Annotated in this window: 13 protein-coding genes; 7 read left to right on the top strand and 6 right to left on the bottom strand. The window is 64.0% G+C overall.

All coding sequences use genetic code 11. The features are described 5' to 3' along the window. Positions 1-49: 49 nt before the first annotated feature. Complete coding sequence (locus tag HD841_RS04765) at positions 50-775, bottom strand: hypothetical protein (protein ID WP_179507696.1); 726 nt, start codon at positions 773-775, stop codon at positions 50-52. An 825-nt stretch (positions 776-1600) separates the two neighbouring features. Between HD841_RS04765 and HD841_RS04770 the strand changes: the two genes are divergently transcribed. After that, complete coding sequence (locus tag HD841_RS04770) at positions 1601-2380, top strand: FadR/GntR family transcriptional regulator (RefSeq protein WP_257015232.1); 780 nt, start codon at positions 1601-1603, stop codon at positions 2378-2380. 257 nt (positions 2381-2637) lie between these two features. Here the strand turns inward: HD841_RS04770 and HD841_RS04775 are convergent, their stop codons facing one another. Then, positions 2638-2904 carry a hypothetical protein gene (locus HD841_RS04775; RefSeq protein WP_179507697.1) on the bottom strand — a complete coding sequence of 89 codons (267 nt, stop codon included), beginning with the start codon at positions 2902-2904 and terminating at the stop codon, positions 2638-2640. A 482-nt stretch (positions 2905-3386) separates the two neighbouring features. On the opposite strand from HD841_RS04775, the gene HD841_RS04780 reads away from it, so the two are divergent. The 4 genes from HD841_RS04780 (at position 3387) to HD841_RS04795 (ending at position 7327) form a co-directional block, all read left to right on the top strand. Further along, positions 3387-4313 carry a hypothetical protein gene (locus HD841_RS04780; RefSeq protein WP_179507698.1) on the top strand — a complete coding sequence of 309 codons (927 nt, stop codon included), beginning with the start codon at positions 3387-3389 and terminating at the stop codon, positions 4311-4313. Between the two features lie 65 nt (positions 4314-4378). After that, a complete protein-coding gene (locus tag HD841_RS04785; protein ID WP_257015233.1) occupies positions 4379-5188 on the top strand; it encodes a hypothetical protein in 810 nt (269 codons plus the stop codon). Further along, positions 5185-5988 (top strand): DUF5076 domain-containing protein, encoded by an 804-nt coding sequence (locus HD841_RS04790; protein ID WP_218845362.1) that lies wholly within the window; start codon positions 5185-5187, stop codon positions 5986-5988. Before HD841_RS04785 ends, HD841_RS04790 begins: the two co-directional genes overlap by 4 nt. A gap of 658 nt (positions 5989-6646) precedes the next feature. Next, the gene (locus HD841_RS04795; protein WP_179507699.1) at positions 6647-7327 is read left to right on the top strand and encodes a hypothetical protein; all 681 of its coding nucleotides are present in this window, start codon (positions 6647-6649) and stop codon (positions 7325-7327) included. Between the two features lie 51 nt (positions 7328-7378). On the opposite strand, the gene HD841_RS20690 is transcribed toward HD841_RS04795, so the two are convergent. Further along, positions 7379-8590 (bottom strand): hypothetical protein, encoded by a 1212-nt coding sequence (locus tag HD841_RS20690; protein WP_257015235.1) that lies wholly within the window; start codon positions 8588-8590, stop codon positions 7379-7381. A 1470-nt stretch (positions 8591-10060) separates the two neighbouring features. Between HD841_RS20690 and HD841_RS04805 the strand changes: the two genes are divergently transcribed. Then, the gene (locus HD841_RS04805; RefSeq protein WP_179507700.1) at positions 10061-10465 is read left to right on the top strand and encodes a PilZ domain-containing protein; all 405 of its coding nucleotides are present in this window, start codon (positions 10061-10063) and stop codon (positions 10463-10465) included. Between the two features lie 268 nt (positions 10466-10733). Here the strand turns inward: HD841_RS04805 and HD841_RS04810 are convergent, their stop codons facing one another. Further along, complete coding sequence (locus HD841_RS04810) at positions 10734-11180, bottom strand: ferritin-like domain-containing protein (protein ID WP_179507701.1); 447 nt, start codon at positions 11178-11180, stop codon at positions 10734-10736. Positions 11181-12418: 1238 nt separating this feature from the next. Between HD841_RS04810 and nhaA the strand changes: the two genes are divergently transcribed. Further along, positions 12419-13621 carry a Na+/H+ antiporter NhaA gene (gene nhaA / locus HD841_RS04815; RefSeq protein ID WP_179507702.1) on the top strand — a complete coding sequence of 401 codons (1203 nt, stop codon included), beginning with the start codon at positions 12419-12421 and terminating at the stop codon, positions 13619-13621. 3 nt (positions 13622-13624) lie between these two features. Here nhaA and HD841_RS04820 read toward each other — a convergent pair whose 3' ends face one another. After that, positions 13625-13831 (bottom strand): hypothetical protein, encoded by a 207-nt coding sequence (locus tag HD841_RS04820; RefSeq protein WP_179507703.1) that lies wholly within the window; start codon positions 13829-13831, stop codon positions 13625-13627. A 76-nt stretch (positions 13832-13907) separates the two neighbouring features. Further along, a complete protein-coding gene (locus HD841_RS04825) occupies positions 13908-16061 on the bottom strand; it encodes a TonB-dependent siderophore receptor (RefSeq protein WP_179507704.1) in 2154 nt (717 codons plus the stop codon). Positions 16062-16184 lie beyond the last annotated feature (123 nt).

Genomic DNA, 16184 nt, shown 5'->3' on the forward strand with positions numbered 1-16184 from the left:
CGGCTAGTGTGCGCCTCAGCGTCATTGATGCAGTCGGCAAGGGTGATCGCTAGCTGCCCGATGCCTCCGGCGCCTCCAGCTTTGTGCCATCCGCGAAGACGATCATCTGCGGTTCGAAGGTGACGTGCATCTTGCTCAGCGGCGTCACCGCCAGCTTCGTGTCGCTGTCCTCGAACTGGTTGATGTCCTTCCCATACCCGCTGATCGAACGTGAGGCGTTCGGCGCAATGTCCTCATCCAGGGACAGACCCATCGATTTTATCTCAGCGCCGAACTGATCCTTGAATATCAACGATCCCTTGATGCCCGATACAGGCTTGGCCGTCTTGTTCTCCACAGCGAGCAGCAGATCTAGCCGCTCGCTGAACCGGCCAGCGTCATAGTTCTTCGGAAGCACCGTCAGGGTCGACAGCGCGACGGTTACGGATTGGTTGAGCTTCGCCATGGCGGCTGACCTCTGCGCAGCGACCTTCGCCTTGAGCAATTCGCCCTCGGCCTCCTCCTGCTTCTGCCTCGCCAGAAATTCCCTTTGCGCGTCGATCCCTTCTCCGATCGTCGTGCCTGGCGGAATGCCGCCCTTGCCGCCCGACAGGGCAGACGCCATGGTCATGCGCATCGCATAGCCGGTAAACAGCTGCTTGTCCTCATCGGAAAGCTTCTTCACCGCATCGGCGATGGTGTCCCACTTCTGCGGATCGCTGGGTACGATCGTGCCCTTGGGACCCGAGCACGACGATAAAAGTAGGCCTGCCGCCAAGATGCCGGCCAGCCGCATGCTCCCTCTCATTCTTATTACCCCGATGTGATCTTCGCTAACCCGCAGATGTCACACCGTTTCCTATGACTTTGTTAAATTTCGCAAACGACGCAGGTTGGCGGCCGGCATATCGTTCTCGCAGCAAGAGTCTGCTTGCGCTGCCGAATTGAGCGGATCGACGAGCGCTTCTCCTCAAGCCATAACATGAGCCATGAAGTTTCGCTTCTCTATGCTGCTGGCCTCGCCGGCTGCGGGGACATAAGGAGGGATCCGGACGGCACGCTTGATCGCGTCCGGACCCATGTCATCACGTTCGGTCGGATTGGCGGTGAGAACATCACCGACACGTCGGCTTGGCGTACATTGCTCGCGCGGCTCGGAGCATCCACGGGGGCGAACCGGTCATCAAGACCGGATCGCTCGAGCCAGCCCTGCTGGAGCTCGAGGCGGGTATGCTTGACGTGGTGGTGGATGGACGCTTCGACGAGAGGACGCCGTGGAGAGCTTGGGTGACTCTGAGGCCGCCGGTCGGGGGGGGGCGAAGCGAACAGTACGTAACGGCTGGCCACGCAAACCCGTTCGAAATCGGGAGGACGTTCAACCTGCTCGCATCGTCGCTCACCTAGCCGGGTTATCAGCTACGTTGGAAACTTCACCGGCGTGGGTGTGATTAACACCGTTCCTAAGAACCGGTAACGATGCTCCGCTCATTGCTCTGGAAGGTCTTGGATCATCATGGGACGACAGCCCATGATTTTCGGTGTTTCGAACATGACCGGTGTTTCATTCAGCGGTTGAGCACCTTCGCCAACGGGTTACGGTCGAGAGGCAGGATGACACGCCATGGTGCATCTTCTCGGCAAACATGAACAAGGAGATCGATCCATGGCCGTGTTAGAAAGCAACCCGTCGGGGCAGGCTTCATTGGTGCGGCAGCTAGGCGCCGACATCGTCTCCGGCCAACATCCTCCCGGCAGCATCCTGCCAGGAGAGTTCGCCTTGGCGGGGCGATACAACGTGTCACGCGGTGTCATCCGCGAGGTCCTTCGTACCTTGGGGGCTAAGGGGCTGTGGGAGAGCCGGCGAAAAATTGGAACCCGCGTACGGGAACGCCGGGACTGGAACCTGCTCGATCCCGAACTTCTTGACTGGATGTTCACCGATTCGCCTCCCGCATCGTTCGTGCGGAGTCTCTTCCAGCTGCGCATCATCATCGAGCCGGCAGCTGCCGAGATAGCCGCCGTTAAACGCACGGCGCACCAGCTCGCCATGATGGGGAGCGCATTGGAGGCCATGGCGGAGCGAGGCCTGACGAGCGAAGTGGGTCGAGACGCTGATCATCGGTTCCACGCTTTGATCCTAAAGGCGACGCACAACGAGCTGCTCATAAATCTCTCCCCCGGCATTGCAGCGGCCGTTCGGTCGACGACTTTCTTCACATACCGGGATGAAGACCTGCATCGTGACCCGATGCCCCAACATCGCGACCTGTTCGAGGCGATAGCGGAGGCCGACGCCAACGGCGCCAAAGCCGCTGCGGAGGCGCTGATCAGGCAGGCGCAGCTTGATACCGAAGCCGCTCTTGAGCGAAGCGCACGCGTGGCAAGCCTCCAGCAGGCGTAGGTGGCCGGGATCGACGGCGCCGCTCCCGCGGAGTTGGCGAGACTAGCCGCATGACGCCCGATCTCACTCCAGTTCGGGCGACCAAGCTTCTTTGAGCCCGTCCGATCCCGCGGGCATCACGACCATCCTTGTGCCTGCTGCCGCCATGCCCGGTCCGACCTGATCCTCCATCGCCGACGGAAGATTGGTCCGACGGCATGCATGAAAGGCACGCCCTCTAGGCGGCGTGCCCGCATGCATGACGGAACCTCGAACTTTCAATCTCCACATATTTGCGGTCCTTCCGGTTTCAGGCTGGCGGTCGCCTGAAAGCGGAGGAACGAATGCGAGTGGTCAGAGCGCAGTGGCCGGCGGGTCAGGACTGCTTCGCAACGGGGATGATCGAGACCCAGGGTGACCCGATCCTCGACGTGTACCAGCGCGGTGCGCGGAACGTCCGTAATTTGGAACCAATCGTGCCGGCATGTGCGCAGCACGTGCGACGATTCGACGCTCTGTTCGTCTCCCAACTCGTTGGCCATCATGGCGATCGCCTGGACACGCCGCTCGCCCGGCTCGATGCGAGGTAGAGGACGTTGCCCTCAGTCGAGAAGATGTTCTGGATGATCCTCGTTGTCCATCCGCGCGAGGGCGGAAACTTGCCGCCCCGCGCCAAGATAGTCGGCACCGGACTGAAGCGGCACCACAACGCATCCAGCCGGAGCACGACACCTTGACATAGTATCCTAGTGGAACCTAAGTCGGCATCGGAAGGAACAGGGATGTCCGATATCGTCGCCAACGACCCCGAACGTGTCGCCGCCACCTCAAACCGGCCGTCCGACACTCGCGGCGCCTACCTCGACCGTAGTGCCGGCGGCCTGAACAGGCTGCGTCTGCGGGATGGTGGCCTGAACCACCACAGGCTCCTGCGGCATCGCGGGATCGTGCATCGTCCGCCAGACATCGACGAGTGGCGCCCACGCCGCCGGTTGGGCGTGACGACAGAGTATCCACGGTGCTTGGTATGAGTGGAAGGTCCGGGCTGGAGGCCCTCTCTCTGCCATACGGAGTACTGGAACGGACGATCGCCCGTCTCAACGCCACCGATACCGAAGCCATTCGGACCCGGTTTCGCAAGCTTCGACTGAGACCGTTTCCGCGCGACATCAGAACGGGAACCGGCGTTCGCGTTCGATACGACCTCGCCCGGTCCATCGCACTCGCGACCGTCTTCGAACTGAATTCACTGTGGCTGCCGCAGGGAAGCGCGGTGGCGGTCGTCGAGCGTGCGTGGCCTGAGATCTGTCGAGCAGCCGTCTGCGCAGCATCGGAACTCGGGCTGCTGAGGCGGCCGCGGGCCGCACCGTCCTCGGCGGGCTCGATCGTCACGTTCATGCCGGATGGATTCGCCTCCGGGGCCGTGGCCGAGGTCGTCGCCGCGCGCGTCGGGGGTTCGACGGAGCCAGCCGGCTTCGGGCTTCGATTGGACATGGCCCGGCAGGTCTCGGCGTTGGTGTCGGCAGCCGACTCGAGCGATCCCGAGACCGCCTTCGTCGATCTGGAGGCGAGGTTCGGCTGGACGCACCCTCGCGACCTCGCAGCTCCGGATCAGCCGGGGGGCGATTTCCTTCATGACGGTCCATACTTCGAGCGTGCCGAGGCGCTGCTTGGGATGGCGCACGGTTCCGGCGCCGCGGTGGTCGTCGAGCCCCCCGCCCGAGTGCAGGCGCTCGTCGACTATCTAGCCGATCCCGCCCCGGTCGATGCCTGGAAGGCGATGCTAGGTACGCGCGCCGACCAGCCGAGGCTGGGCCACCTCCTCATGGCCTTCGCCAGGATGCGCGGCTTCGAGGCACCCGCCTACGACTTGGTCGAGGCGGCCGTGGGCCCCGACGAACTCGGTGCCTTGGCCGCCGACATCATCCGAAAGGCGTGCAGCCGACGTTCCTGAGCGAACCGCACTTCCAGCCGCTCATGCTCGCTATCCCACGACCCATCGCATTCTGGAGATCGAAGATGCCTGCTTCCCCCAAAGCCAACAAGTCGACCGCGCTCGTCCCCGTCGCAACGGCGACAGACGAGAGGATCGTTGCCGCTCTTCTCTCCACAGCTGCAGCAGCTCGCCTTGGCGGAACCGGCGGGACGATAGAACAGGACGAGGCGACGGTCCTCGTCTCGAACCGTCCCTACGTCACCGCCGGCGGGCTGACGATCAACGCCGAGGAGATATACTACCGGCGGGACGACGAGGCCTCGGTGGCCCGGCGCCTCGGGGAGGCGGACAAGGTCGCGTGGCTCGATCCCGAGACGCAGCTCGAGTGCATCATGATGCGTGCCCGCAACGGCGGCTTCCTCGGGGGCTATGTGGGCATCCCGCCGACCCATCCCCTCTATGGTTTCGACGAGGGCGCGATCCCGCCGGATCTTGATGTCCATGGCGGCATCAGTCATGCCAAGGCCTGTCAGCATGGGCCTTCAGTGGGACGTCGCCTCGGGGCTGAAGCCCAACGGATTTGCCATCCGCCCGAACGATCCGCGAGGTCGGAAGCGCCGGTGTACGCTACCGACTACCGGGTGCACCACGACGCCTGGTGGCTCGGATTCACCTGCGACAAGGTCTACGACGTGGTTCCCAGAGACATCAACGACCCGAAGCGGTTCCTTGGTGCCGAGATCGGCGCCACGTACCGCGACGACGACTACGTGTGCCGGGAGGTGGAGCATCTGGCGCGTCAGCTGAAGGCGATCGCCGACGGTGCCCCGATGCCGGCCCGACGCGGCACGCCGGTTCCGCCGTTGGGTTTGGATCCGAGGAGGGGCGCGTGATGGTGCCGCATCGTGGTCCCAACAGCCGTCGGGATCAGCCGCTTCCGTGGGGATCGTGGCTGACGCAGGTCGGCTCCCGCCTGGAGGACGGCGAGGGGGGGAGCTGGCGAAGCGTGCGCGAAGCCTTCTGGCTGGGGAGACTCGGCTTTCCGTCCATCTCCTTCGTGCCCGAGCAGCAGGAACTGCTTTTACGCGTGCTGTCCGTCATCGAGCGCGGAACTGATTCGGGTTCGGAGGGGAGGCGAGACCTGTTCTTCGGCGATATGCTGTTCTGGCGCTTCTACATGTGCTGGCTCGTCTCTGTCCGGCTCGTCGAAGCCGACGAGCGCGGCAATCCCCTGAACCCTCGCCTGACTGAAGAGGGATTGCAGGTGCGCCTCATGCTCTCGGCGACCGCTGAACCCGCATGGGCCGAACTGCCGTTGGCCGACGTCGTGGATGCCGTCAGCCGCGCGCATCACGGGGGGCCCGAGGAGGCGCGTGAGGCCATGTTGCAGTCGTTCGAACGTGAGGCTGCTGCGCGAACGACCGGCTTCGCGCGTAAGACGGTCGGTCGCTCGTTCATGGTCGTCCTGACGGGGTTGAGAACGGAAGGGCGCATGCCGTTGAGGCGCACGTTCTGGTCCCTGAGCTTTGCCGACCGCGATGATCGCGACGATTTCTATGGCTGGCTCGCGCGAAGGGCACACCGATGGGATGATTGGGCGGCCATGGCCTACGCCAAGGGGGCCGATGGGCTGACGCAGCATCTCCTGACGTTGATGTCCGCGGGAATCATCGGAAGCGCCTCCGATGCCTAGTTGAACCGAAGATGTCGGCGGATCGGAAGAAGCGCCTGCTGCAAGTCGCGACGCTTGCCGCGGGAATGCAAAGGAGAAGAATCTCGTCGCGCTATCCGGTGGCGGATGCCGTTGTGTACGGCATTTTCGCATTCGGCCCGTGGCGTCGTCAGCCGCTCGTTAGTGGCACACTCATCCCGGCGGGCCATTGCGTGCAGGAAATACAACTCAAATGTTCCGGAAACATTGAACTATCTGTGGTCCTGCCTATATGCTCGCATTGACCAATCTACAGACTGGCGCGCGGCAGCACTGAAGGAAGATCAAGTGGTAATGTTCCCAGCTAAGCGCTCCTCCGTGCAAGCATGCTCGTCGGGGTAATGGTTCGCTTGTGGACGATGAGTCGCGCTTGGCGAGATGAGCGAGACGGGCAACGGGCTCGGTTAGGCCGTTCGCACGATGAGCGCAGATTACGGCGTCACGGTATTCACCCGGTCGGGAGTTCGCCGGATGCCGGCAAACGTGAACGCCGTACGGCCAATACGACGATGATCGACGCCAATCCGGAAGGGACAAGAACCATCTGGTTACTTTGACCTGAATCCCTAGCAGCCGCCAAATTCCTCCGTTCCCGTGAAGCGCATTGGTCAGGGGTATTTCTCAATGATGGAGTTGTTCGATGGCAGACGAAGTCGATCATGATCGTCGGGACATCATCTTCAAGGAAGCGGGACGCCGCGCCCGAGAAGAAAATCTCACCATCACGCGGATGGTCGAAGCGATGCGGCTCGCCTCATTCCGGGACTATCTCGCCAGCGTCGTCGACCTGATGCCGACGATCCTTCCGAGCGTCGCGGAGTCGGTGGGTCTGACGTTGCCGGAGACCTTCCAGCGCCTGCGCCCGTCCGCGGCCTGGCCGGCCTGCACCGGCAGAAGCGTCGCGGCGCCCGTTCGGAAACGTCTGCCCTCCTTCGCGATAATGGGCCGGCGTTGGTCGGCGACCCTCAGCTCCAACGACATCCACGCGGAATCCCCCCGCATCGGTGCCGCACTCCTTCCCGAAGCCGCGCCTACGGATCGGATCGAGATCGTTCCGATGGGCCGGTGGCTTGAGATCGTCTATCGCAAGGATGCGTTCGAGCTCACCACGCGGGAGGGCGCGGCGCAGCTGAGACTGGAGGGACGGCTTCCGGAGGTCATTCAATCAACCTGCGTTGGTCGGCGCCTGGACGAGGTGGTCGACCTCGCGCTTCTTCGGGACCAGGGCCTCGTGATCGAGTCGGTCCGTGTGCTCAGCCCCTACACGCTGCTGCAGATGCGTGTCCAAGGCTCGGCTGTGGCCTTCCCCTGGCGGAACTGAACATACCGGGAAGGACAGGACGGCCCGGCTATTCGCGGTGGGTTGAGGGTGTCAGGGCTCCGGTTTGGACGATGGCGGCGGGAAGGCGCCGGGTACGAGGTCATCGATCTCGGCCACGATCTCATCGATGGCGGCAAGCGCGCGGCGCAAGTAGTCGGGCCTTAGGGGAGCGTAGAGGCCTGACACGTCGTCGAAGCGGTCATGGCCGAGAAAGATCTCGATCTCGCCCCAGGCTTCCTGAGGCAGGCGGCGCCGCAGGAGATCGGCCATGGACCGGCGGATGAGCTTCGTACCGGCTTCCCCGTCGCGTGGCAGACCGATAGCGGCGGCCATCGTCTCCCAAGCGGAGCGGATGCTCTGCGAGGCTACGATGTAGCCGTCGGTGGAATCGAGGACCTGGGCCATCCTCTCTCCAATGGGAACCGTCGCGCGATATTTCCTGGTCTGTGCACGGCGATCAGGGTTGAGATTGAGGATGCGGGCCTTGGAGTTCCACTGCTTGCGAAGCGGATCCGTGGAAACCGACATGGCGGCGTCCGGACGTGCTAGGGAGGTAACGCTGATGCGGAGGAAGCCGAGCAACCCCGCGCGCTCCCGTCGAGCGCGCTCAGGCGGCTGCTTTCCGCTTCCAGGTTGAAGGCAGTGGCGGAACATCGCGGCAAGCTCGGCCACGTCCGAGCGGTGCTGAGGCGTCCTGTTCACGTCCTTGGGCTGACGGGGCCTGAACTTCGCGTCCGTCGCGCCGCATTGGTTGATGGCCGCGGCGAGTTGCAGCACGCTGTTCTCGATGGTCGAAAGCGACCGTGCCCGCATCCGCCCTTTCGGCGAGACGATCGGCTGAGCCTCGAACCACACGCGAAACTTCGCTATCCATCCCTCGTCGACCGCGTCGCACGAGATCGTCGATTGATCGGTGGTCACGATGTACTGCAGCACGTGCTTGAGGCGGGCTCTGATCGCTTGGATTGAGGGTTTGCTCACCGACAAGGTGAGGTGATCCGCGATCGCCGCGGTGACGAAGACGTCGCGGGCTATCTTGCGCTGCCCACAGGTGGGGCAGAACCCCTCGCCTTTGGTTCGCTCAAGGTAGAGCCGGTCGAGCGCGTCACGTCCCTCCTCAACGTCCTCTGTACCCGCGCTAACGCTTCGCTCGCGCTTTCTTGTTGTGTCATACCAGATGATCTCGAGGGCGCGGCCTTCGCGATGGACGAGCTTGTATCCTCCCCGCTCGTAGAGCGGCTTCTTTCGCTTCGATGCTGGCATAGTTCCCTCTGATGAGCGGCCACCGCGTCGCGGAAGACCTGATAGGCGCCGCTTGTGACCAGGAGATCGAGTTCCGCTGGCGTGAGCTGGATGCCGCGTCCCGTCTCGATCTTCCGGGATAGGCGCCTGTCGAGCTCTGAAAGGCTAGACATGCTTTATCTCTCGGTTTGCTGACGCTTGTGTCAGGTGATTGCGCATGGCGTTGGGGATCCGGGCGTTGGACACGATGCTTGTGTAGGATCGCACAGGATGCGCCTTGCAAAGAAGTCACATATCATTTTCCTCTCCCGCCGTTTTCTCGTCTTCGGCCATGCCGTATCTTGATCCTTCATCCAGCTAGGATGGTCGCCGGAGCGGCTGACGCGATCGGCGGGATCGCGACGCGAGATCATCGTGCGGACGGATCTGGGCGCGCGTTGTCGGCGGTTGATCACCTTCAGGCTGCATGGGCACCGGACATCAGACCTGCCGTTTCCGCCGTCATGCCACAGCCGAAGCCGGTTGGTGTTGCGACCTACGTCTGACGGCCTGGGCTGGGGAGATCCTGTGCCGAGAAGCCCTGGCTGCCGAGAAACTAGCTTCAGCTACGTGCAGCAGCGCAGAGCGGGCATACGGTGCCGACCGAGGACCGATCATGGGGCAGGCCTTCGACATGGGCCTACCGGACGTGATGGTCGGGAGATCCGGGCCCGCCGGTTTCTGAAATGCATCAGGGATGCATCCCACCGTGAGGCCGTGGTCATCGATGCGGCCGTGGCGGCCATCGCGCTCACGCGTTCCAGCCCTGCACCACCGACAGCCGTGACCATCCGGTGACCCCACCTGGCCTGCTCGCGCGGAGCCCCACGGTGTTCTCATCAAAGCGGATGTGATCTGCCGCATCACCCCGTCCTCACCATTGAAGATCGGCGGCGTCTTGCCGCCGTTCTTGAGCTTGCTTTGCCCGACTCAGTGGCCGGCCAAACCGTCGATGCGTGCTGCGTCGCCGCGAAGGCGATCGGGCCGCCGCAGCAATCCACACCGCGACTAGAACGACGTTCCAAGGGTGGCCGATTGCACATGCTGAGAGCCGGGTGGATGCATCCAGTTCAGTGGGCAAATGCGTCACTTCGATCCCTGATCCCGCCATCAGCCTGAAAGGTGTCGGGACTACGCGATCCTGCACGTGCAATCGTCGGTCGCGACGAAGTGATCGGCGCCACGTCCTCGTCGCTTGTCCATCTAACGCTGGTGGAAAAGACCTGTGGCTGCACATTGCCGGCCGTCGAGTGCACAAGGGCGCAGCATCACTTTGTCACTTGATCCCAGGTTTGCTGCAGCGCACAAACGTCGAGCCGTTGAGGCATACCTTCCTGTAACTTAGGGGCCATCCTCGTATTGGCCTCCTTTTCTAAAGGTGTGGCATGCCTTATCGTCTTGAGCATTGGGAATTGTCTCGTTCGCCGTTGAATGATCGAAATGAGTGAAGGCTTGGAATCCAAGCCGGCATCGGACACCGACCGGCCAGCGCGTCCATCCCGCCAGAGCGTATTCCTGACCGCCATCGTGGAGCGGTTTGGTACCAGAGAGAGCACGAGGCATCGGGTTCGGGATCTGTCCGCCGGGGGGATGCGGATCGATCAAGCGGAAGGCCTGCATGTCCGCGAGACCGTTCTGGTTACTGTCGGTCTGCTACAAGCCGTCGGAGCCACCGTGGTCTGGATCGACAAGGGTTGGGCCGGAATCAAGTTCGCCGTGGATGTGAATCCGGATGAGGCGAGGGGAAAAGCCGCTCTGTCGCCACAGAACATCAAGGTGCCGGCGGGGACCACGCCGATGGTAGTGCCGAGCGCAGGATGGATCACGGATCTCAGCACCCCGTACCGCAAGAAATAGCGACAGGCGCATCCACTTCAGCGCTGATCCATGCTCCCGCAGACCCGGCACGCAACGTCGATCGTCAGGCGCGATCAAGTAAGTCGAGTATTATCACGCTGGGGCTAACCTCGAGGTTGCGGTCGCGGCCACTGGCGCTGTGTCTCGCGTCCGAGTTCCGGACGCACGCTTGCGCCAAGCTGACCATGCTGATCGAACGAGCAAGGGGTTCAAGGTCCGACGCGCGATCTCGGCTGCTGGGCGGCGGATGTCCGCCGCCCAGCGAGAGTCACGCCATGCTGTGCTTGAGTGCGCTCATCCGGTCGTGACCTTCGCGAACCGAGGTGAAGGCATCATTGATCACCGTAAGCGTCGTAGGCTCGAGGTCGCCACTCTTCATCGCGTCTTCGAACTTCGCCTTGATATGGTCCTCACCCCGCTCGACCTCCTGGATGATCGCCTTGTCGTCCTTGCCCGTTATCGCCTGCTTCAGGTCCATGAAGGTTCGGTGCGCAGCGGCCAGCATGCTGGAGTCCATCTCCGGTTCGCCGCCGAGCGTGCGGACTTGGTTCTGCAGATCGGTCGCGACCTTCGCCCGGTCGCGCGCGAAGTCCGCGAACATCGTCGCGAACTGCGTGCTCTCGGCGTCCTTCGCGGCGTCCTCGTAGCCCTTCATGCTGTCAAGCGTGGTTTCGATAAGGCCGTTCAGCACGGACACGTCGTCGGTATTGGTCATGGAAGACTCCGATAGGGGAGGTTGTCCAACGATCCCCCTATTCGAAAGGGCCCAACCAATCGGTCGGAATGCACCGGTACCGCCGTGGGCCGACGGCGATGACGGGAACGCCGTGACCGATGGCCCATCGAACGCATGCCTGATCGCCAAGTCTGCCACGATAGCGGCCGTCAGGAGTCACGTCGGCAACATCAACACGCGTGCAGGCCCGAATGACGCCCACGCCTTCGACATCGTTCCCCGCGAGTGATAGACGGCAAGCTCGACGCGCTCTGCCCCGTTTGCCACGGCATGGAGAGCAAACACGGAAATCGATCTCGCCGTCTTCCGATGCAAACAGGCGATCGGTGCGCACTGCCATGGTGCAGAGTGGATCGAAAACCGGAGGAGATGCCGTGGGACATGTGGACATCGTCATGACGCCCCGGAGCTCTCCCACGCGGACGATGGATTCCGACCAGCCCATGACCGGTAGACGCGGGCGATCAGACCGTGGTCCGCTCTTCGTCCGCCGGCAACCTTGTGGTCGAAGGTGGCGCACGCGATGCCGGGTCGGGGCCGACGGTTTGTCGCGGCGGCGTCCGGCACATCCGCAGATATGTACGGGGTGCCGGTGCTCGCGCGTCGCGGATACACCGCTTGGCACGGCTTTTGATCGAACGCGAGTTGGTGGATGCGCAGGCGTCGTCGGCCCCGGACAAAGGGCCGCCGGCACGTGCGGTAAAAGTGCGGTAAAAGCTTGCTAAAACGGTTGATGTTTCTCGAATGTTCTCATTGGCGCTCACTATGAACCGACGGAAAAATGCGGGTTTCAGCCTACAGCGCTTCGTTGACATCGCAGGGGTCGCAAGTTCAATCCTTGCCACGCCCACCATCCTGATTTGGCTCTATCCGGCATCGTACCCCCTCCACCCCAGAGGGACCGGATAGAGCCACTTCGGCGCACTTTCGGCGCAAATCGCCTCGGGCCAGATCAACTTCCTTCAGACCATCAGATACGCTTGCGCGATATCGTGTCCATGCGTCCGATCGGCTGAGGATGCCGTCGCGGGAGACGCGCCGTGGTCCTGCACGGCAATCTTTGCCGTGGATCGTGCTTCGTGACGCCGCAACCGGGCATTATCTGACGCAGGCACGCCAATCGAAGCGCCCGATCGGCCTTGGTATGGCCGTCGCTCTGGGCCACAAGCAGGCAGGGTCCGCCTCGTGCGGGCCGCTCCGCCTGTTCGGGATGATTTATGACCGCCACTCCCCGCGTGCGCAGCAGCGCGATCCGTGCCTTCCTCGCCTCACAATCCTCCGCCGGGCTGGTGCTCATGGCTGCGGCGCTGGTCGCCTTGTGCATTGCCAATTCGCCGCTCGGGCCGGGCTATGCGGCGTTGCTGCATGACGAGCTGGGGCCGCTGTCGCTCGGCCATTGGATCAACGACGGGGTGATGACCGTCTTCTTCCTGCTCGTCGGGCTGGAGATCAAGCGCGAGGTGGTCGACGGGCAATTGTCGACCTGGCCGCGGCGCGTGCTGCCCGGCATCGCGGCGGCGGGCGGGATGATCGTGCCGGCGCTGCTCTACCTCGCGGTCAATCTCGGGCCGACCGCGGTGGGCTGGGCGATTCCGGCGGCGACCGACATCGCCTTCGCGCTGGGGGTCATCGCGCTGCTCGGCCAGCGCGTGCCCGCCTCGCTGCGCGTGTTCCTCGCCGCGCTGGCGATCATCGACGATCTCGGCGCGGTGGTGATCATCGCGATCTTCTATACCGCCGGCCTGTCGTGGCCCGATCTTGCCGGCGCGGCGGTGGCGGCCGCGCTGCTGGTCGCCTGCAACCGGCTGGGCGTGCAGCGGCTGTCGATCTATCTGGCGATCGGCGCGGTGCTGTGGCTGTTCGTGCTGCGCTCGGGCGTGCATGCGACGCTGGCCGGCGTGGTGCTGGCGCTCACCATCCCGATGCGGCGGACCCCGGCGCAGTCCGATGCGGACGATCCGAGCCCGCTCCATCGCCTCGAACATGCGCTGCATCAGCCGGTGGCGTTCCTGGTGGTGCCGGTGTTCGCGCTCGCCAATGCGGCGGTGCCGCTGCTCGGCCTGCCCGCGGGCGTGTTGGGCGCGCCGGTGACGCTCGGCGTGCTCGGCGGGCTGCTGATCGGCAAGGTCGCCGGCGTGTTCGGCTGCGCGATGCTGGCGGTGCGGCTGGGCCTTGCCGACATGCCCGCGCATGCCGGGCGGCGTCAGCTGTTCGGCGTCGCGCTGTTGTGCGGGATCGGCTTTACGATGAGCATCTTCATCACCTTGCTCGCCTTTCCGGACGCGCCATTGTTGCAGACCGAGGCGAAGCTCGGCGTGCTGGTCGGGTCGTTGCTGTCGGGGGTCGCCGGCTATGCGGTGCTGCGGCTGGCGCCGCGCGCGGGCGATGCCGGGGCGGCGAGAGACGGCCGCCCCGATTGAGGGTCAGGGTTGCGCGATGCCGCGGCCGGCGACCTTCTCATAGCCGGACAGTTCGTCGCCGATCGCCACCTTGGCGGCGAGATCGTCGGCGCGCGCCTGATCCTTGGCGGAGCGCTTGGGATCGTTGGGATCGCCGTCCGGGTCGGCGGCGCCGACATTGGGGCTGTCGGGCATGTACAGGACGGGCTTGTCGTTGCTGTCATGGGGCATGAACATCTCCTTGGGCTCGGCCTAGGGAAACGTCCGGCGGCGCAGCCGGTGCCATCGGCCGGCTGCGCCCCGTCGCTCAATAGCGTAGGCTGATCGTACCCAGGATCGCCCGTGGCGCGGCATAGCGGCTCTGATCGAAGGTCAGCGCGGTCAGATATTTGGCGTTGGTGGCATTCTGCAGATTGGCGCTGATCGCGACATTGTCGGTCAGCGCGTAGCGCGCGAGCAGATCGATCGTGGCGACGCCGCCCTGCGTGATGCGGATCGGCTGGCCGGTGGTCGAGGAGAGGCCGCCGGGCTCGAAATAGAAGCGGCTCTGATATTGCACCGCAGCGCCGAGCTTGAGCGCCTGCAACCCCTGCGGGGTGTAGGAGACGTTGAGGCGGCCGGTGTTGCGCGGCACGAAGGTGCGCACCGGCGCGTCGTTCTCGCCGCGCACGCGCATGACGGTGAAGCCGCCGGTCACCTGCACGCCCGCCGCGGGCTGGCCGCTCGCCTCGATTTCGATGCCCTGCGATTTGGCGTCGGTGCCGCGGTAGATCGTGCGGCCGAGAACGGTATCGAACCCCGCGGCCTCGGCGGTGTTCTTCTGCCGTGCCTGGAAGACCGCGGCGCTCGCGTTGAAGCGGCCGCCGAACCAGGCGCCCTTCAGCCCCGCCTCGAGATTGTCGCCGGTGATCGGGGCGAGCTGGCGGTTGTTCGCGTCGAAATCGGTCTGCGGATTGAAGATCGTCGCGAAGCTCGCATAGGCGCTGATGCTCGACGTCAGATCATAGGTGGCGCCGACGAAGGGCAGGAAGCGCCGGCTGTCGAAATTGGTCGGCAAGGTATAAGAATAGCCCGTGCTGGTGGCATGCGTGTAATTGCCGCCGAGCATCACCTTGAACGGATCGGCGAGGTTGAGGCGGACGAGGCCATAGACCGTTTCGCGCTGCGTGTGCTGGTCAAGGCTGAGGGCGTAGGGCGTCGGGAACTTGGGCTTGGGAAAGGTGCCGTCGAACAAGGTGTCGAGCGGCAGGAACAGGTTCAGGCTGCTGCTGTCGTAACTCGAATATTGCCGGTAGCGTTCGGCGCCGCGCATCACGCCGACCATCACGTCATGCCGCCGGCCACCGATTGCGACCGGTCCGCCGATATAGGCGTCGAGCGTCAGGTTGCGCGCATCGCCCCTGAACGCGCCGGGGTAGCTCTGGATGCCTTTGACCGTGGCGGGGTCGCTACGGTCGATTCCACCGGGCGCGCCGCGCACCGGGTTGCCGAAGACGTAGAAGAGCGTGTCGTTCTCGCTCGTCGCCTTGCGCAGCACCGACAGCTTGCCGGTCCAGCCGTTGCCGAAATTATGCGTCAGGTCGCCGAAGATCTGACGATCGATAATGTTCCAGCCCGACCAACGCGGCGCGTAATTGCTCGACCGTGCGAAATCGATGCGGCTGCCGTCGGTGTAATAGAGCGGGATCGCGCCCCACATGGCGCCGCGGCTCTGATGGTCCTGATGGCCGTAACCGGCGCTGATCACCGTATTGGCACCGAGATCGGCCTCGACGATGCCATAGCCGGTCCAGCGGCGCAGGCTGTAGCGGTCGATATAGCTGTCGGTGTCGAGCAGCGCGCCGACCGCGCGGGCGCGGATGCTGCCGTCGGCGGTCAGCGGCAGGCTGACGTCGCCATCGACGCGCGCGTGGTCGAACGAGCCATATTGCGCGCTCGCCGAGACCTTGAGCTCATGGTACGGCCGCTTGCGGATGAAGTTGATCACCGCCGAGGGGTTGCCGGTCGGTGACAGCAGGCCCGGTGCCCCGCGCACCACCTCGACCCGATCGTACATCGCGGTGTCGATCGAGCCGGTCTGGATGCCGAACGAGAAGGGCAGGCCGATGCCGTCGATCTGGAAGGTCTGGATGTCGAAGCCGCGCGCCGAATAATAGACGCGGTCGGTCTCGCCGGCGAGGACGTTGACGCCGGGCACCGTCGCCAGCAGCGTGTTGACGTCGTTGAGCTGGAAGTCCTCGATCTGCGCGCGGGTGACGACGCTGATCGATTGCGGCGTCTCGCGCTGGCTCAGCGGCAGGCGGGTCGCAGTGCGCTGGGCCTTGACGCCATAATCGTCGCTGCCTTCGCTGCGCTGGCCGGTGACGATGATATCGTCGCTGCTGCGCTGCGGTGCGGGCGGCGCGTCCGCGGCAGGTGCCGCAGCCACGGTTGCCGCCATCAGCGCGATCAAAGCCGTCATGTCTCTAACTCCCTGAACTTGCCCGGCCGCATAACGTGCGCAGCCCCTATTGCAAGTGACTAGCAATATCGCGCCATCGTCAAGGCGTGCAGTGTTACAGATTTGTCACAGAGGGACCGTCCC

The sequence above is a fragment of the Sphingomonas melonis genome, assembly GCF_013409985.1.
Lineage (GTDB): Bacteria > Pseudomonadota > Alphaproteobacteria > Sphingomonadales > Sphingomonadaceae > Sphingomonas > Sphingomonas melonis_A.

Coding starts and splice junctions, on each gene's coding strand:
- HD841_RS04765 (WP_179507696.1), bottom strand. CDS start 775: ATGCGGCTGGCCGGCATCTTGGCGGCAGGCCTACTTTTATCGTCGTGC.
- HD841_RS04770 (WP_257015232.1), top strand. CDS start 1,601: ATGGTGCATCTTCTCGGCAAACATGAACAAGGAGATCGATCCATGGCC.
- HD841_RS04775 (WP_179507697.1), bottom strand. CDS start 2,904: ATGATGGCCAACGAGTTGGGAGACGAACAGAGCGTCGAATCGTCGCAC.
- HD841_RS04780 (WP_179507698.1), top strand. CDS start 3,387: ATGAGTGGAAGGTCCGGGCTGGAGGCCCTCTCTCTGCCATACGGAGTA.
- HD841_RS04785 (WP_257015233.1), top strand. CDS start 4,379: ATGCCTGCTTCCCCCAAAGCCAACAAGTCGACCGCGCTCGTCCCCGTC.
- HD841_RS04795 (WP_179507699.1), top strand. CDS start 6,647: ATGGCAGACGAAGTCGATCATGATCGTCGGGACATCATCTTCAAGGAA.
- HD841_RS20690 (WP_257015235.1), bottom strand. CDS start 8,590: ATGCCAGCATCGAAGCGAAAGAAGCCGCTCTACGAGCGGGGAGGATAC.
- HD841_RS04810 (WP_179507701.1), bottom strand. CDS start 11,180: ATGACCAATACCGACGACGTGTCCGTGCTGAACGGCCTTATCGAAACC.
- nhaA (WP_179507702.1), top strand. CDS start 12,419: ATGACCGCCACTCCCCGCGTGCGCAGCAGCGCGATCCGTGCCTTCCTC.
- HD841_RS04820 (WP_179507703.1), bottom strand. CDS start 13,831: ATGCCCCATGACAGCAACGACAAGCCCGTCCTGTACATGCCCGACAGC.
- HD841_RS04825 (WP_179507704.1), bottom strand. CDS start 16,061: ATGACGGCTTTGATCGCGCTGATGGCGGCAACCGTGGCTGCGGCACCT.